Here is a 15,086-nt window from a genome sequence, read left to right as displayed (position 1 = left end):
CCCGGAGGGGCGAAGAACGCTGGATTTGACAGGTCGAGCCTGTTCAATTGCGGCGAAAGCTGGGCGGGTGTTTCGGGAGAGCTTCACTGAGCGGCTGTGTGGAGCACGGCATGTTACCGTCCTGAAATATTGGTTAGGTCCACGCAAGCTTTCCGGCATCAGCGATTTCAAGGCCTTGAGGCGGTTTCTCGCCGAATTATCACGTCATATTTCATCCATCAACGTGATGTGATCGCTCCGGCCCGGAACCGGACGGATTCGGCCGTCAAATAAGACGGGCCGAGGGGGCAGGGGAGCGTTGCGTCGTCTCCGCCGCGGCAGGGGATCGACCACGAAGGACCTGTCTGGATGCTGAACTTGCGCGCCGCTCTGTCGGCAGCCATGGCTCTCGCCTGCGCCGTGCTCGCCACGCCCGCCGCGGCCGACTGGAAGGAGCCCTGGAAGGCCACGGACCGCGCGATCGTCATCGACGCCTACGAGTTCAATCCGATCGACTGGAAGGAACTGACCTCCGACAAGCGGATCGCCGCCTTCATCAACAAGGCGTCCGACGGCCTGCCGCCGGAATGGAACTGCCGCGGCAAGAGCGGCAACGACGAGCTTCTGTGCAAGAACCGGTGGTGGAAATACTCCGTCACCAAAGAGCTCTACATGACCCGCCGCGAGATGGCGAAGACGCTCGGCCTCAAATGGGGCGCCTATCATCTCGGCCGCCCCGGCAATCCGCGCGAGCAGGCCGACCACTTCATCGACTTCGCCGAGCCCGCGCCGGACGAGCTGATCGCGCTCGACATCGAGGACAACACGCCCGAGTGGATGTCGCTCGCCGATGCCGAGATCTTCGCCGACCAGATCAAGATCCGCACCGGCCGCTATCCCGTCCTCTACACCAACGGCTCGACCGCCAAATGGGTCGCCGACTATCGCGACACCTACAAGCTCCTGTCGCGCCTGCCGCTCTGGTACGCGCGCTATCGCGGCGACATCACGGGCCTCTTTCCCGAGGACAACTGGCCGACCTATGCGCTCTGGCAGTTCTCCTCCATGCACAATTGCTCGGCCAAGGAGTGCTTCTACCGCGTGAAGGGCGCCAAGAGCGACATCGACGTCAATGTCGCGAGCCTCGACGTCGCCGGCCTTCGCGCCGCCTGGCCCTTCGCCGATCTCGTGCGCCCGCTGAACGAGCCGAACGCGGCGCCGACGCTGGTAGCGAGCCTCGAGACCAAGGCGACGAAAATGATCTCGGCGGTCGCCCGCAGCTTCGACCGGCTCGTCTCCGTCCACAAGCCGGCCGCCGCGGCTCTGGCGCTCGCAGCGCCCATGCCGCAGGCGGCGGCACCCGCGCTCGAAGCCGTCACGCTTCCGGTGTCGGACCCGGCCGGGACCGGGGCCGCCAAGCGCGAGCCCGTCGCGGAGGCGCCGACCGAAGTCGCCTCGCTGGTCGCGGCCTACGGCCCTGCCGAGAGCCATCGCCGCACGATCGATCCCTTGAAGCTCCTGACCGAAACGGCGCTTCAGGAGCGCCGCAAGCCGGCGGTTGCGAACACCGCCTCCGCGTCCGCCGCCGTCTCCAAGGCTCCTCCCGCGCAGGGCGGCGTGAAGGTTGCCGCGCTCGGCTCGCTCGACGGGCTGCAGGACGAGATGAAGGAGGTCGCGAGCATCGCCGGGACCGACGCCGTGCCGCTGCCGAAGCTCGCCAGCTTCGGTCCGGCCGAGCGCTCCAAGGTCCGGCGCTGGCTGGAGCTTTCTTCGGCTAAGGCGGAATCGGCCGCGCTCGCCATGCCGGCCTACGTGCTCTCGCAGGCGGCCGGCTCCGGCCGGGGCGCGCGCCTCGTCCAGGCCATCGCCTCGGCGACGCCCGAGGGCCGCGTCGACGGCGCCTTTCGCGCCACGCGCTGACGGCCGGCGGGAAAGCTTCGAGCCGCCCCTCATATTTTTCTTGATCTTTCGACGCGCTGCGGGGAACCAATTCCCCGATGAGCGATTTTGCAAGTGAACGTCACGTCATCGCAGATGCCGCACGCATAACCCCCTCGGCTCCCCCCGGCCGATTTGCGTCTAGGCTTGATGGCGCGGCGCGCAAGACCCGTTTTCCGGTTCCCCCCGGATGCGAGATCGGGCAGCGGCCACCCCCCTCGGGCCGCTGCCCTTTTTGCGTTTCGGGTTTGAGTCTTGGTGACGGGTTTTCAGCGGTCGAGCGAGGCGCGCCCCCCTCTGCCTGCCGGCATCTCCCCCTCAAGGGGGGAGATCAGGATAGTCTCTGCCGATCGAGCTGCCGATCTCCCCCCTTGAGGGGGAGATGTCCGGCAGGACAGAGGGGGGCGCGCAGCCGCGAGCCCGGCCAGTTGGCCTATCTTCATCGAAATCGTCGTCCCATCACGGACTTACACCCATGATCCCGGCCGACGATCCAAGGTCGATCGAGGCCGCCGTCGCTCGGCTTGCGGCGGGCGGGCTGGTCGCGATGCCGACGGAGACGGTCTACGGGCTCGGCGCGGACGCGACGAATGGCGAGGCGGTCGCGCGGATCTTCGAGGCCAAGGGGCGGCCGCGCTTCAATCCGCTGATCTCGCATGTCTGCGATCTCGACATGGCGCGGCGCCTCGCCGTTTTCGACGATCTCGCCTTGGCGCTCGCCGAGGCCTTCTGGCCGGGGCCGCTGACGCTCGTTCTGCCGGCCGCCCTGTCCTCGCCCGTCCATCCGCTGGCGAGCGCGGGGCTGCCGACGATCGCGGTGCGCATGCCGATCGGTGTCATGGCGGAGATCGCACGGCGCCTCGATGCGCCGATCGCGGCGCCGAGCGCCAACCGGTCCGGCCGTGTCAGCCCGACGACGGCGGCGCATGTGGAGGCGAGCCTCGGCGGCGCGGTCGATCTCGTGCTCGACGCGGGGCCGGCGGCGGTGGGGCTGGAATCGACCATCCTGAAGGTCGCGGACGGGCGGCTGCATCTCCTGCGGGCGGGCGGGCTCGATCCCGCCGAGATCGAGGCGGCGACGGGGCTTGCCGTTCTGCGCACGGCGCCGGGGCCGGCGATCGAGGCGCCGGGGCAGCTCGTGTCGCATTATGCGCCGGCCGGCGCCGTGCGGCTCGACGCCGCATGGGTGGAGCCGGGCGAGGCGCTCGTCACCTTCGGGGGCCTGGAGCTTCCGGGCATGGAGGCGGCTGCCGCTGTCTTCGATCTCAGCCCGTCCGGGAGCTTGCGCGAGGCGGCGTCGAAGCTTTTCGCCGTGCTCGCCGCGCTCGACCGGCCGGAGATCGAGCGGATCGCGGTCGTGCCCATCCCGCGCCACGGGCTCGGCGAGGCGCTCAACGACCGGCTGTCGCGCGCGGCCGCGCCCCGTAGCCTCGTGACGCCGGGCTGATACGGGCGGCCGCGATCCCGGCATGGTCGAAAGGCATGTCGAAGATCGCGGCTCCTCCGAGGGCCTCTCGACGCTTCGGTAAGGCGGCGTTAATCATGCCGCCATGGATTCCATCAGCCCGCTTTCCGACGATCTCCTCGCCCGCTTCGCCGCCATCACCGGCCCTGCCAACGCCCTGACCTCGCCCGATCTTCTCGCGCGCTATCTGGTCGAGCCGCGCGATCTCTATGCGGGGCGCACGCGCCTCGTGCTTCGGCCGGCTTCGGTGGAGGAGGTCTCGGCGATCCTGACGCTCGCGAACGAGACGCGCACGCCCGTCGTGCCGCAGGGCGGCAATACCGGGCTCGTCGGCGGGCAGTCGCCGCGCTCGGAGGGCGAGATCGTGCTCTCGCTGGAGCGGATGAACCGCATCCGCGAGATCGACCCGGTCGGGCGCGTTCTCGTGGTGGAGGCGGGCGTCGTGCTGGCGCAGGCGCAGAGCGCGGCGGAAGAGGCGGGCCTCCTCTTTCCTCTCTCGCTCGGCTCGCAAGGCTCCTGCCAGATCGGCGGCAATCTCTCCTCCAATGCGGGCGGCACGGGTGTCCTCGCCTATGGCAATGCGCGCGATCTGTGCCTCGGGCTCGAAGCCGTTCTGCCCTCCGGCGAGATCCTGAACGGCCTGCGCAAGCTGAAGAAGGACAATCGCGGCTACGACTGGAAGGATCTTCTGATCGGCGCGGAGGGAACGCTCGGCATCATCACGGCGGCGGTCCTGCGCCTCTTTCCCCGGCCGGCCGGGCGCGAGGTCGCCTATGTCGGCGTGAAGACCCCGCAGGACGCGCTGACGCTGCTCGGGATCGCCGAGCGGCGGGTGGGCGGGCAGCTCACCGGCTTCGAGCTGATCGGCCGGCAGGGCATGGCGTTCACGCTGGCCCATACGAAGGGCGCGCGCGATCCGCTGGAGGCCGCCCATCCGTGGTACGTGCTCGTCGAAATCTCCTCATCGCGCTCGGGCGAGGACGCGCGGCAGGCGATGGAGGAGGTGCTGGAGGCCGCCTTCGAGGCGAGCGCCGTCGAGGACGCCGCCATCGCGCCCTCGCTGGTCGAGGCCGAGCGCTTCTGGACCATGCGCGAGGAGCTGAGCTGGGCGCAGAAGCCGGAGGGCGGATCGATCAAGCACGACGTCTCCGTGCCCGTCGCGCGCGTGCCCGATTTCCTGGCGGAGGCGGACGCAGCGGTGCTGGCCGCCATGCCCGGCGCGCGCATCGTCGCCTTCGGCCATCTCGGCGACGGCAATATCCACTACAACATTTCCCAGCCGCTCGGCGCGGACAAGGCGGCCTTCCTCGCCCGCTGGCACGAGATCGCCGACATCGTCCACGGCATCGTCGCCGGCTACGACGGCAGCTTCTCGGCCGAGCACGGCATCGGGCAGCTGAAGCGCGACGACCTGGCCGGCGCGAAAGCTGGGCCGGAGATCGAGCTGATGCGCCGTTTGAAGGGGGTGTTCGATCCTTACCGAATCCTCAATCCCGGCAAAGTCGTTTAAAAGTCGATTCATATTCTAACATCAGTAACCGTGCCGTTGGTCATGGTCATTTAACCGCCTTTCTTAGGTCGCGAGCAAGACGATCGCTGTAGCTTCAAGTCACCAAAGGCCGGAACATATCGGCCGCTTCGGATGACGCGCGCAAGTGCTTCCCGGAACGACAAGAGGCGCAGAGATGACCAAGGCTACGCAAACCGTTTCGAACCGTCCCGAGTGGGCCGACATGCCGATCCGCGTCGACCCGGCCTTCGCGGATCGTCGCCAGACCTTCGAGATGATGCAGGACGGCGAGACCGTCGCCTACCGGATCGACCGTCGCGGCGTGGTCATCACCCGCGCGCTCGAGCGCTCGGGCATCCCCATGTCGATCGCGCTTCCGGCCCGCGCCTTCAAGGGCGTCGCGGCCCGCGCGATGGAGGACGACACCGGCGCCGTCACCGTGACGCTGGAGCTGCACCACGCGGACCCCAAGCTCTCCGTGCCGCTGCTCGTCGCGTCCGACCTCTACGACGTTGCCGCCGACTGGCGCTCCTGGTCGGACCTCTTCAACCTGCCCATGCTGATGGTCGAGGCCGGCGGCGCCGTCGTGCCGCTGGAGGAGACGCTCGGCCAGGTCCGCTCCACGGGCGCTGCCCCGCGCCGCCGCTCGTCGAGCGCCCATTCCATGCGCCGGCCGCGCTTCCTCGCCCGCCGCAAGCCGGGCGGCCTCGGCCTCGCCCTGCGCATTTCCGGGCAGGAGATCATCGCCCGCGACTGATCGGACTGCGCCGCTGCCCTTGCCCCTATTGCGGCAGGGGGAAGGAGAGCGACCACAGCGCCGACAGGACCAGTCCGAAGAAGACGATCGCGCCGAATCGGTTGTTCGAGCGGAACAGGCGGATGCACTGGTCGGGATCGTCGATGTCGAGACTGCGGATCTGCCAGAACATCTGAGCGGCGCCGACGGCAAGACCGGCATAGGCCGGCCAGCTCGGCCCCCACCAGAGGCCGGTGGACGCCGTGACGAAGGCGCCCGCGAAGAGGGCGAGCGCCGTGCCGTAGAGGATGGCGAGGGCGGGCTTGGTCTTCCGGCCGAAGAGCCGCGCCGTCGAGCGGACGCCGATCAGGGCGTCGTCCTCCTTGTCCTGATGGGCGTAGATCGTGTCGTAGCCGACCGTCCAGGCGATGGCGCCGAAATAGAGCAGCACGGGCGAGAGCGAGAGCGAGCCCCAAAGCGCCGCCCAGCCCATGAGCGCGCCCCAGGAAAAGGCGAGGCCGAGGCCAAGCTGGGGCCAGTCCGTCACGCGCTTCAGGAACGGATAGACCGCGACGAAGCCGAGCGAGGACAGGCCGAGCACGATCGCGAAGAGATTGAACTGCACCAGCACGAGAAAGCCGACCAGCGCCTGGAGCACCAGGAAGAGCTTGGCCTGGCGCTTGGTGACGCGGCCCGACGGCAGCGGGCGCGAGCGCGTGCGCGCGACCTTGGCGTCGATCCGGGCATCGACGAGGTCGTTATAGGTGCAGCCGGCCCCGCGCATGGCCACCGACCCGACGAAGAACAGGACGAGATGCCAGACGTTCGGCAGGCCCGTCGTCAGCGCCGTCGGGGCGATCAGTTGCGGCGCGAGAGCCGCCGACCACCAGCACGGCCACAGAAGCAGCTGCCAGCCGATCGGCCGGTCCCAGCGGGCGAGCTGGGCATAGGGCCAGAGCGCCCGGGGCAGGAAACGGTGGACCCAGTTGGCCGCCGCTGCATCCGCCACCGCGCCGCCGGTGACTGCTTCATGGGGACGATTCGACATGCGCCGGAGAGTGCTCCGAACGGCTGCCGCGTCAAGGCCGGCTTCCGCAGGGCCGTCGCCGTCGCGAGGAACGGCTCGCCCCGCTGCCGCCCGCGCCCTTGACGCCGCGGGAGGGGGTGCCTATCGCCGGACCTTCCGCGGCAGATTGCGAACGGCAGGGCAAGCATGGCGATCGATATCCTCCTCATCGGCTCGGGCGGACGCGAGCATGCGCTGGCCTACAAGCTGAAACAGTCGCCCGAGCTCGGCCGCCTCGTCGCCGCCCCCGGCAATCCCGGCATCGCCAAGCTCGCCGAGATCGCGCCGCTCGACGTCGCCGACTCCGCCGCCGTCCTCGCCTTCTGCCGGGCTGAGGCGATCGGCTTCGTGGTCGTCGGTCCCGAGGCGCCGCTCGTCGCCGGCCTTGCCGACGTGTTGCGCGGGGCCGGCATCGCGGTCTTCGGCCCCTCCGCCGCCGCGGCGGAGCTGGAGGGCTCCAAGGGGTTCACCAAGGATCTCTGCGCCCGGATGGACATTCCGACCGCCGCCTATCGCCGCTTCACCGACCGCGAGGCGGCCCTGGATTACGTGCGCGCGACCGGCGCGCCGATCGTCGTCAAGGCGGACGGTCTCGCGGCCGGCAAGGGCGTCACCGTCGCCATGGCGCTGGAGGAGGCGCTCGCGGCCGTGGAGGCCGCCCTCGACGGAACGCCGGGCGCGGCGATCGTGGTGGAGGAGTGCCTCTTCGGCGAGGAGGCCAGCCTCTTCTGCCTCTGCGACGGGAGCCGCGCGGTGCTCTTCGGCACGGCGCAGGACCACAAGCGCGCCTTCGACGGCGACGAGGGCCCGAACACCGGCGGCATGGGCGCCTATTCGCCCGCCCTCATCATGACGCCGGAGCTAATCGAGGAGGCCATGACCCGCATCGTCGAGCCGACGCTAAAGGGCATGCGCGAGGCGGGCACGCCGTTCTCGGGCGTTCTCTATGCCGGCCTCATCCTCACCGAGGCCGGGCCGAAGCTCATCGAATACAATGTCCGCTTCGGCGATCCGGAATGTCAGGTGCTGATGATGCGGCTGGAGAGCGATCTCCTGCCCCTGCTTCTCGCCTCCGCGAAGGGCGATCTCTCCCAAGCCGCGCCGGTCTGGCGCGAGGAAGCCGCCGTCTGCGTCGTCGCGGCGACGCGGGGCTATCCCGGCAGCTTCGCCAAGGGGAGCGTCATCGCCGCGCTGCCCGAGGACGACGATCGCGCGATCGTGTTCCATGCGGGCACGCGGCTGGAGGGCGAGACGCTTCTCGCCGAAGGCGGCCGCGTGCTCGGCGTCACGGCGGTCGGCGCGGACGTTGCGGAGGCGGCGGTCAAGGCCTATGCGGCGCTGGCCGAGGTCGAATGGCCCGAAGGGTTCTGGCGCAGCGACATCGGCCATCGCGCCATCGCGCGTCTCTGATCCGGCGAAGGGAACCAATGGTCGGGGATTGACGTAAACGTCAATCATGCGCAACGAATGCGCCGTTCGGCGGTTCAAGTCGCAGGACCGAGAAGCATCATCGGGAGGAAAGCGCCGTGTCGTTTCGCAAGGACCGTCTGACCAAGCCGATCTTCCGCTGGGCGAAGGGCGCCATGCCCGCGATCTCCGCCACGGAGCGCGAGGCGATCGAGGCCGGCACCGTCTGGTGGGACGGCGAGCTCTTCAGCGGCAGCCCCGACTGGGACAAGCTTCTGGCCATGCCGGCCGCGCGCCTCTCGCCGGACGAGCAGCGCTTTATGGACGGGCCGGTCGCCGAGCTCTGCTCGATGATCGACGAGTGGCAGATGGCCTGGAAGGACCACGATCTCCCGAAGCCCGTCTGGGACTTCATGCGGTCGAACAAGTTCTTCGGCATGGTCATCCCGAAGCGCTACGGGGGCCTGGGCTTCTCCAACCTCGCCCATTCGGAGGTCGTGCGCACGATCTCGTCGGCCAGCGTCACGGCGGGCGTCACGGTCATGGTGCCGAACTCGCTCGGACCCGGCGAGCTGCTGCTGCATTTCGGCACGGAGGAGCAGCGCCAGCACTGGCTGCCGCGCCTGGCCGACGGGCGCGAGATCCCCTGCTTCGGCCTGACCTCGGCCGACGCGGGCTCGGACGCTGCCGCCATGCAGGATCGCGGCGTGGTCGAGATGGGCGAGCACGAGGGACGGCAGGTTCTCGGCATCCGCCTGAACTTCTCCAAGCGCTACATCACGCTCGGGCCCGTCGCGACGGTCATGGGGCTCGCCTTCAAGCTCTTCGATCCCGAACAGCGCCTCGGACGCGGCACCGATCTCGGCATCACGGTCGCGCTGATCCCGACGACGGTGCCGGGCGTGAAGACCGGCGACCGGCACATTCCGCAGTTCACCTTCTTCCAGAACGGACCGCTGGAGGGGCGCGACGTCTTCATTCCCATGGACTGGGTGCTCGGCGGGGAGGCGCAGATCGGGCAGGGCTGGACCATGCTCATGCGCGCGCTGGCCGCCGGGCGCGGCATCTCGCTGCCCTCGCAGTCCGCCGCCGCCTGCGCCTACACGGCGCGCGTCTCGGGCGCCTATGCGCGCGTGCGCACGCAGTTCAACACGCCGATCGGCATGTTCGAGGGCATCCAGGAGAAGCTCGCGGACCTTGCCGCCAACGCCTATCTCGTCGATGCCGCGCGGCGGCTGACCTGCGCTGCGCTGGACGAGGGGCACCGCCCCTCCGTCGTCTCCGCCATCATGAAGTCGCAGGCGACCGAGCGGATGCGCCAGTCGACCGAGCGGGCGATGGATATCCACGGCGGCAAGGCGATCATCGACGGGCCGCGCAACTATCTCGGCGGCCAGTACCGCTCCGTGCCGATCGGCATCACGGTCGAGGGCGCGAACATCCTGACGCGCAGCCTGATGATCTTCGGCCAGGGCGCCATCCGCGCCCATCCCTTCATGCTGAAGGAGATGGAGGCGATCGCCGATCCCGACGAGACGCGGGGGCTCGAGGCCTTCGACAAGCACTTCTGGTCCCACGCGCTCCACGCCGCCAAGAACGCCGCAACGGCGACGATCCACGGCTGGACGGGCGGGCTCGCGGCGCATCATCCCAAGGGCGCGGCCTTCACCAGCCATTGGCGCCAGCTCTCGCGCTATGCCTCCGCCTTCTCCATGATCTCCGACCTCTCGCTCCTGACGCTCGGCGGCTCGCTGAAGCGGCGCGAGATGATATCGGCGCGGCTCGGCGACATCCTGTCGGAGCTCTATCTCCTCGGCGCGAGCCTGAAGCGCTTCGAGACGGAGGGCCGGCCGGAGGCGGACCGGCCGATCGTCGAATATGTCATGCAGAAGGGCTATAACCGTCTCGGCGTCGCCTTCGCTGGCGTGCTCGACAACCTGCCGGCGCGCTGGGCGGCCATGGCGACGCGGGTCGCGGCCTTTCCCTTTGGCATCCCCATGCCGCTGCCGGCGGACGAACTGACGACGGAGGTCGCCGAGATCCTGATGCGCCCCTCCTCGCAGCGCGACCGCCTGACGCCGGATCTCTATCTCGGGCAGGGCCGCGAGGGGCATCCGGTTCGCGATCTCGAAGGGGCCTTCGCCCTCGTCACCGAGGTCGCGCCGCTGGAGAAGCGCCTGCGCGAGGCGAAATCTGCCTCGCCGGAGGCCGCGCGCGACGCCGGGCTGATCGACGAGGCCGAGCTCGCCAAGCTCTCCGCCGCCCGCGAGGCCGTGCGCCGCGTCATCGAGGTCGACGCCTTTCCGATGGCCGACGTCTCCCCGATCGCCGGCCAGCATGACCGGGAGCCGGACCAGGGAGCGCGCCGGGCGGAGGCGGCGGAGTAGCACTGTCCGAAGGGTTCGAGGATCGGGTTGATGAGGCAATGCACTTGCATTACCTTGGCGGCATGTCATTCCTGCCGCCGGAGAGTGCCATGAGCGCGCCTGTCGAAGACGTCTCCAGGCTGACCGCCCGCTACCAGACGACGGTTCCGAGCGCCGTGCGCCGGCATCTGAAGCTGGGGAAGGGCGACCAGATCCGTTATCGCACCGAGCCGGGCGGGCGGGTCTATATCGAACTCGCGGTCGAGCCGACGCCGTCCGATCCCGCGCTCGGGGCCTTTCTCGACCTTCTAGAAGGCGATATGCGCAGCCATCCTGAACATCTCGCGGCCTTCGACGGAGCGCTGGCGGATCGCCTGGCGGAGCTGGTCGGCGACGTCGAATTCGATCTCGACCAGCCTCTTTGTCCCGATGACGAATGAGCGGGACACCGGAGCCGGCGAAGGCTCCTCTCGTCGTCAACGGTTGGTCGATCTACGCGCATCCGGTGTTTCTGGACCAGATCGAGGCCTTGGCCGAAGAGGTCGCGGCACACCGATCGCGTGATCCCTCGACCTACCGGACGAAGGCCAGCGCGAAGCGACTGGCGGCGATCCTCAAGCTCGTGACGCAGGATATCCCGGCGGACCCGGCCGCCCCGAAGTTTCGCCAGGGCGACACGCTCGGCAGCGGGCGTAAGCACTGGTTCCGGGCGAAGTCCTTCCAGCAATATCGGCTGTTCTTCCGGTTCGACAGCGCCAGCCGGATCATCGTCCTCGCCTGGGTCAACGACGACGCGACGCTGCGGGCCTATGGAAGCCGGGCGGATGCCTATGCGGTTTTCAAGGCCATGCTGGACGACGGCCATCCTCCCGAAGATTTCGACGCTCTTCTGAATGCGGCGCAATCTTCGAACGTGCGGCTCGCAACCGCCGTCGGGATCACGGATCGCTAGATACGTCTCAACTCGCCACGCAGACATAGTCCTGGACGCCGAGGCCTTCGCCGCCGAGCGTCATCCGGTCGCCGGGGGCGAGGAAGCGGGGTGGGTCGATGGAGAGGCCGACGCCGCCGGGCGTGCCGGTCAGGATCACGTCGCCTGGGTCGAGCCGCGTGAAGCGGGAGATGTAGGAGACGAGGTAGGGCACCTTGAAGATCATGCGGGAGGTCGAGATCTCCTGCATGCGCTCGCCGTTGACGTCAAGCCAAAGGGTGATGTCGTCGTAGCGCCGGAGTTCGTCGCGGGTGACGAGCCAGGGGCCGAGCGGGGCGAACGTGTCGTGCGACTTGCCCTTGAACCACTGGCCGCCGCGCTGGAGCTGGAAGGAACGCTCGGTGATGTCGTTGGCGAGGGTGAAGCCCGCCACATGGTCCATCGCCTGCTCGACATTCACGTATTTCGCCGTGCGACCGATGACGACCGCGAGTTCCACGCCCCAGTCCGTGCGGTTGGAGAGGCGGGGGATCTCGATCGGATCGTTCGGGCCGGATACCGCGCTCGGCGCCTTCATGAGGACGGTCGGCTCGGGGTGGATCTTGAAGCCGGCGAGCGCCGCGCTCTCGTGATAGTTGGGCCCGACGCCGATGATCTTGCCGATGTGCATCAGCGGCGCGCAGAGGCGCGGGCGGCTCTCGACCAGGGGCAGGTCTTCCGCGTCGAGCGCGGCGATCCTGGCGAGCGCTGCCGGATCGAGCGCCTCTCCGGCGAGCAGCGGGAGATGTCCGGAGAGATCGCGCAACCGATCCATCCCGTCGAGAAGCCCGCTCTTCTCCCGTCCGCGGTCGCCAAAGCGCACCAGCCGCATGTCGATCGTCCCCCTTCCGACCGCAGCTTCGCCACGTTCGGTCCTCCTGACTCGCCTTTTGTGTCTAGCCATCATTCTAGGACAGGATCACGGCTTGGCGAGTTGCTCGACGCGCCTTTCTCGGTCCGCCATCATAGCTCGACGATTGACGATTACGTCAATCGCGCATAGCGATCATGGCGGGGCTGCCGGCACTCGCGCGGGCGGCAAGGAGGACCCGAACCATGTACAAGGCGCCCGTGGCGGACATCGCGTTCGCACTCAAATCCATCTCCGGCCTCGGCGCCTCCATCGAGGACGGCCGAGCCGGCGGACTGTCGCTCGACCTGCTCGACGCGATTCTTGAGGAGGCCGGCCGTTTCGCGACCGAGGAGGTCGCGCCGCTCGCCGGCATCGGCGACACCGAGGGCGCGCGGGCCGAAAACGGCCGCGTGACGACGCCGAAGGGCTGGGCCGATCTCTACAGGCGATGGGCGGAGGGCGGCTGGAACGGGCTGACCGGGCCGGAGAGCCATGGCGGCCAGGGCCTGCCGGTGGCGCTGTCGGCGGCGGTCTTCGAGATGTGGAACAGCGCCTCCATGGCCTTCGCGCTCGGGCCGATGCTCACCGTCGGCGCCGTCGAGGCGATCGCGGCGCATGGCTCGGACGAGCTGAAGGCGATCTATCTGGAAAAGCTCGTCACCGGCGCTTGGATGGGCACGATGAACCTTACCGAGCCCGCCGCCGGCTCCGATCTGGCGGCCCTTCGCACGCGCGCCGAGCGGGCCGGCGACGGCTCCTACCGCATCTTCGGCCAGAAGATCTACATCACCTATGGCGAGCACGACTGGACCGACAACATCGTCCATCTCGTCCTCGCGCGCCTGCCGGACGCGCCGGCCGGGGTGAAGGGTATCTCGCTCTTCCTCGTGCCGAAGTTCCTCGTCGGCGCGGACGGCTCGCTCGGCGCCCGCAACGACGTGTTCTGCCATTCGATCGAGCACAAGCTCGGCATCCATGGCTCGCCGACCTGCACCATGATCTACGGCGACGGCACGGGCGAGACCGGGGAGGCCGGCGCCATCGGCTGGCTCGTCGGCGAGGAGAACAAGGGCCTCGCCTGCATGTTCACCATGATGAACAATGCGCGGCTGCACGTGGGCACGCAGGGCGTCGGCATCGCGGAGGCGGCGACGCAGCAGGCGATCGCCTTTGCCGGCGAGCGCCGCCAGGGCCGCTCCTCGGCGGGGACGGCGGGCGCGATGAGCCCGATCATCGAGCATCCCGACATCCAGCGCATGCTCCTCACCATGAAGGCGCTGACGGCGGCGGCGCGCGCCATCACCTTCGCCTGCGGCCATGCGATCGACCGCAGCCACGACGAGAGCGCCGGGGACGGCGAGCGAGCGGAATGGCGCGACCGGGCCCATCTCCTGACGCCGATCGCCAAGGCCTTCCCGACCGATGTCGGCGTCGAGGTCGCCTCGCTCGGCATCCAGGTCCATGGCGGCATGGGCTTCATCGAGGAGACGGGAGCCGCCCGCCACTATCGCGACGTGCGCATCGCGCCGATCTACGAGGGCACGAACGGCATCCAGGCGATCGACCTCGTCATGCGCAAGCTGCCGCTCTCCGGCGGCGGGGCGGTTGCGGCCTATCTCAGCGAACTCGAAGAGACGATCGAGGCCGTGCGCGGCGCCAACCGGCCGGATTTCGGGCGCACGGCCGAGGCGCTGTCCGAGGGCCTCGCCGATCTGCGCGCCGCCACCGCCTTCCTGGCGGAGCAGCTCGCCGCCAAGCAGACGGACCCGGCGCTGGCCGGCGCGACGCCGTATCTCAAGCTCTTCGGCCTCGTTGCCGGCGCCGTCTATCTGGCGCGCGGCGCGCTGGTGGAGGCGGGGGCGGACGAGCGCGTGGCGCTCGCGCGCTTCATGGCGGAAAATCTCCTCGCCGAGACGGCCGGCCTGAAGCGGCAGGTGACGGAGGGTGCGGCAAGCCTGAAGGCCGCGGCCAGCGCCGTTCTCGGCACGGGGATCGCGGCATGAGCGCCCATATCGAGATCACCGTCGAGGACCGCGTCCAGACGCTGCGGATGAACCGGCCGGACAAGAAGAACGCGATCGACCGGGCGATGTATGCCGCCATGGCCGAAGCGCTGCGCCGCGCCGACGCCGACCCGGAGATCCGCGCGACGCTGATCGCGGGCGTTCCCGGCGCCTTCTCGGCGGGCAACGACATCGCCGACTTCGTCGCGATCGCCACGGCCGGCCAGCCGACGAGCGAGGTGACGAGCTTCATCGAGGCGCTGGCGACCGGCACCAAGCCGATCGTCGCGGCGGTGGACGGGCTCGCGATCGGCATCGGCACCACCATGCTGATGCATTGCGACATCGTGCTGGCCTCGCCGCGCTCGGTCTTCCGCACGCCGTTCCTCGATCTCGGCCTCGTGCCCGAAGCCGGCTCCAGCCTTCTCGGGCCGCGCCTCATGGGCGTGCGCCGGGCCTATGCGCTGCTCGTGCTCGGCGAGGTCTTCGACGCCGATGCCGCGCTCGACGCCGACCTCGTGACCCGCCTCGTCGATGCCGACGCCGTGGAGGCCGAGGCTTTCGCCGCCGCCAAGGCGCTGGCGTCCAAGCCGCCGGAGGCGCTCGCGATCGGGCGCGATCTCCTGCGAGGGCCGCGCGAGGAGCTGCTGGAGCGGATCGCGGTGGAGCTCAAGCATTTCGGCGAGCGGCTGACCTCGGCGGAGGCGCGGGCCGCCTTCATGGCCTTCATGTCGAAGAGCAAGGGCTGAGAGCGGGGATAGCGGCGCGGGCGGCGATCTCGGGGTGATGCCAG

At 69.2% G+C, this 15,086-nt stretch carries 12 protein-coding genes; 10 read left to right on the top strand and 2 right to left on the bottom strand.

The genetic code is table 11. From position 1 onward, the window contains the following. The first annotated feature begins 348 nt into the window (after positions 1-348). The 4 genes from ASG62_RS26330 to ASG62_RS08135 all read left to right on the top strand — a co-directional run bounded on the left by ASG62_RS26330 (position 349) and on the right by ASG62_RS08135 (position 5,649). On the top strand, positions 349-1,899 hold the full coding sequence (locus tag ASG62_RS26330) for a glycoside hydrolase family 25 protein (RefSeq protein ID WP_056694830.1): 1,551 nt from the start codon (positions 349-351) through the stop codon (positions 1,897-1,899). A 493-nt stretch (positions 1,900-2,392) separates the two neighbouring features. Further along, positions 2,393-3,364, top strand: coding sequence for an L-threonylcarbamoyladenylate synthase (locus ASG62_RS08145; RefSeq protein ID WP_056694832.1), 972 nt, complete (start codon positions 2,393-2,395; stop codon positions 3,362-3,364). 103 nt (positions 3,365-3,467) lie between these two features. Next, a complete protein-coding gene (locus ASG62_RS08140; RefSeq protein ID WP_056694834.1) occupies positions 3,468-4,892 on the top strand; it encodes an FAD-binding oxidoreductase in 1,425 nt (474 codons plus the stop codon). Positions 4,893-5,067: 175 nt separating this feature from the next. Then, positions 5,068-5,649 carry a DUF6101 family protein gene (locus tag ASG62_RS08135; protein WP_056694836.1) on the top strand — a complete coding sequence of 194 codons (582 nt, stop codon included), beginning with the start codon at positions 5,068-5,070 and terminating at the stop codon, positions 5,647-5,649. Positions 5,650-5,674: 25 nt separating this feature from the next. On the opposite strand, the gene ubiA is transcribed toward ASG62_RS08135, so the two are convergent. Further along, positions 5,675-6,676 (bottom strand): 4-hydroxybenzoate octaprenyltransferase, encoded by a 1,002-nt coding sequence (gene ubiA / locus ASG62_RS08130; RefSeq protein ID WP_056694838.1) that lies wholly within the window; start codon positions 6,674-6,676, stop codon positions 5,675-5,677. A gap of 165 nt (positions 6,677-6,841) precedes the next feature. Here ubiA and purD point away from each other — a divergent pair, with 165 nt between their 5' ends. The 4 genes from purD to ASG62_RS08110 all read left to right on the top strand — a co-directional run bounded on the left by purD (position 6,842) and on the right by ASG62_RS08110 (position 11,419). Next, entirely contained in the window at positions 6,842-8,104 is a 1,263-nt protein-coding gene (gene purD, locus ASG62_RS08125; protein ID WP_056694840.1) for a phosphoribosylamine--glycine ligase, read from the top strand. Between the two features lie 116 nt (positions 8,105-8,220). Beyond that, on the top strand, positions 8,221-10,488 hold the full coding sequence (locus tag ASG62_RS08120; protein ID WP_056694842.1) for an acyl-CoA dehydrogenase: 2,268 nt from the start codon (positions 8,221-8,223) through the stop codon (positions 10,486-10,488). A gap of 89 nt (positions 10,489-10,577) precedes the next feature. Then, positions 10,578-10,907, top strand: a complete 330-nt coding sequence (locus ASG62_RS08115; RefSeq protein ID WP_056694844.1) for a type II toxin-antitoxin system PrlF family antitoxin — start codon at positions 10,578-10,580, stop codon at positions 10,905-10,907. After that, entirely contained in the window at positions 10,904-11,419 is a 516-nt protein-coding gene (locus tag ASG62_RS08110; RefSeq protein WP_056694845.1) for a type II toxin-antitoxin system YhaV family toxin, read from the top strand. The genes ASG62_RS08115 and ASG62_RS08110 overlap by 4 nt, the downstream gene beginning before the upstream one ends. A 7-nt stretch (positions 11,420-11,426) precedes the next feature. On the opposite strand, the gene ASG62_RS08105 is transcribed toward ASG62_RS08110, so the two are convergent. After that, positions 11,427-12,269 carry a fumarylacetoacetate hydrolase family protein gene (locus ASG62_RS08105; RefSeq protein ID WP_056694848.1) on the bottom strand — a complete coding sequence of 281 codons (843 nt, stop codon included), beginning with the start codon at positions 12,267-12,269 and terminating at the stop codon, positions 11,427-11,429. Between the two features lie 224 nt (positions 12,270-12,493). Between ASG62_RS08105 and ASG62_RS08100 the strand changes: the two genes are divergently transcribed. Both ASG62_RS08100 and ASG62_RS08095 read left to right on the top strand, forming a co-directional pair. Next, positions 12,494-14,293: an acyl-CoA dehydrogenase gene (locus tag ASG62_RS08100; protein ID WP_056694850.1), complete on the top strand. Its 1,800-nt coding sequence runs from the start codon at positions 12,494-12,496 to the stop codon at positions 14,291-14,293. Beyond that, positions 14,290-15,042, top strand: coding sequence for a crotonase/enoyl-CoA hydratase family protein (locus tag ASG62_RS08095; RefSeq protein WP_056694852.1), 753 nt, complete (start codon positions 14,290-14,292; stop codon positions 15,040-15,042). The genes ASG62_RS08100 and ASG62_RS08095 overlap by 4 nt, the downstream gene beginning before the upstream one ends. The last annotated feature ends 44 nt before the right edge of the window (positions 15,043-15,086 follow it).

Origin of the sequence: Aureimonas sp. Leaf427 (genome assembly GCF_001425485.1) — a bacterium.
In the GTDB taxonomy this organism is placed as follows: domain Bacteria; phylum Pseudomonadota; class Alphaproteobacteria; order Rhizobiales; family Rhizobiaceae; genus Plantimonas.
Note: the sequence above shows the minus strand (reverse complement) of the source record. Positions and strands in the feature narration are given on the sequence as shown.

What these genes read in the sequence shown, in the direction of transcription:
- ASG62_RS26330 (WP_056694830.1), top strand. Translation starts at nt 349, where the DNA reads ATGCTGAACTTGCGCGCCGCTCTGTCGGCAGCCATGGCTCTCGCCTGC.
- ASG62_RS08145 (WP_056694832.1), top strand. Translation starts at nt 2,393, where the DNA reads ATGATCCCGGCCGACGATCCAAGGTCGATCGAGGCCGCCGTCGCTCGG.
- ASG62_RS08140 (WP_056694834.1), top strand. Translation starts at nt 3,468, where the DNA reads ATGGATTCCATCAGCCCGCTTTCCGACGATCTCCTCGCCCGCTTCGCC.
- ASG62_RS08135 (WP_056694836.1), top strand. Translation starts at nt 5,068, where the DNA reads ATGACCAAGGCTACGCAAACCGTTTCGAACCGTCCCGAGTGGGCCGAC.
- ubiA (WP_056694838.1), bottom strand. Translation starts at nt 6,676, where the DNA reads ATGTCGAATCGTCCCCATGAAGCAGTCACCGGCGGCGCGGTGGCGGAT.
- purD (WP_056694840.1), top strand. Translation starts at nt 6,842, where the DNA reads ATGGCGATCGATATCCTCCTCATCGGCTCGGGCGGACGCGAGCATGCG.
- ASG62_RS08115 (WP_056694844.1), top strand. Translation starts at nt 10,578, where the DNA reads ATGAGCGCGCCTGTCGAAGACGTCTCCAGGCTGACCGCCCGCTACCAG.
- ASG62_RS08110 (WP_056694845.1), top strand. Translation starts at nt 10,904, where the DNA reads ATGAGCGGGACACCGGAGCCGGCGAAGGCTCCTCTCGTCGTCAACGGT.
- ASG62_RS08105 (WP_056694848.1), bottom strand. Translation starts at nt 12,269, where the DNA reads ATGCGGCTGGTGCGCTTTGGCGACCGCGGACGGGAGAAGAGCGGGCTT.
- ASG62_RS08100 (WP_056694850.1), top strand. Translation starts at nt 12,494, where the DNA reads ATGTACAAGGCGCCCGTGGCGGACATCGCGTTCGCACTCAAATCCATC.
- ASG62_RS08095 (WP_056694852.1), top strand. Translation starts at nt 14,290, where the DNA reads ATGAGCGCCCATATCGAGATCACCGTCGAGGACCGCGTCCAGACGCTG.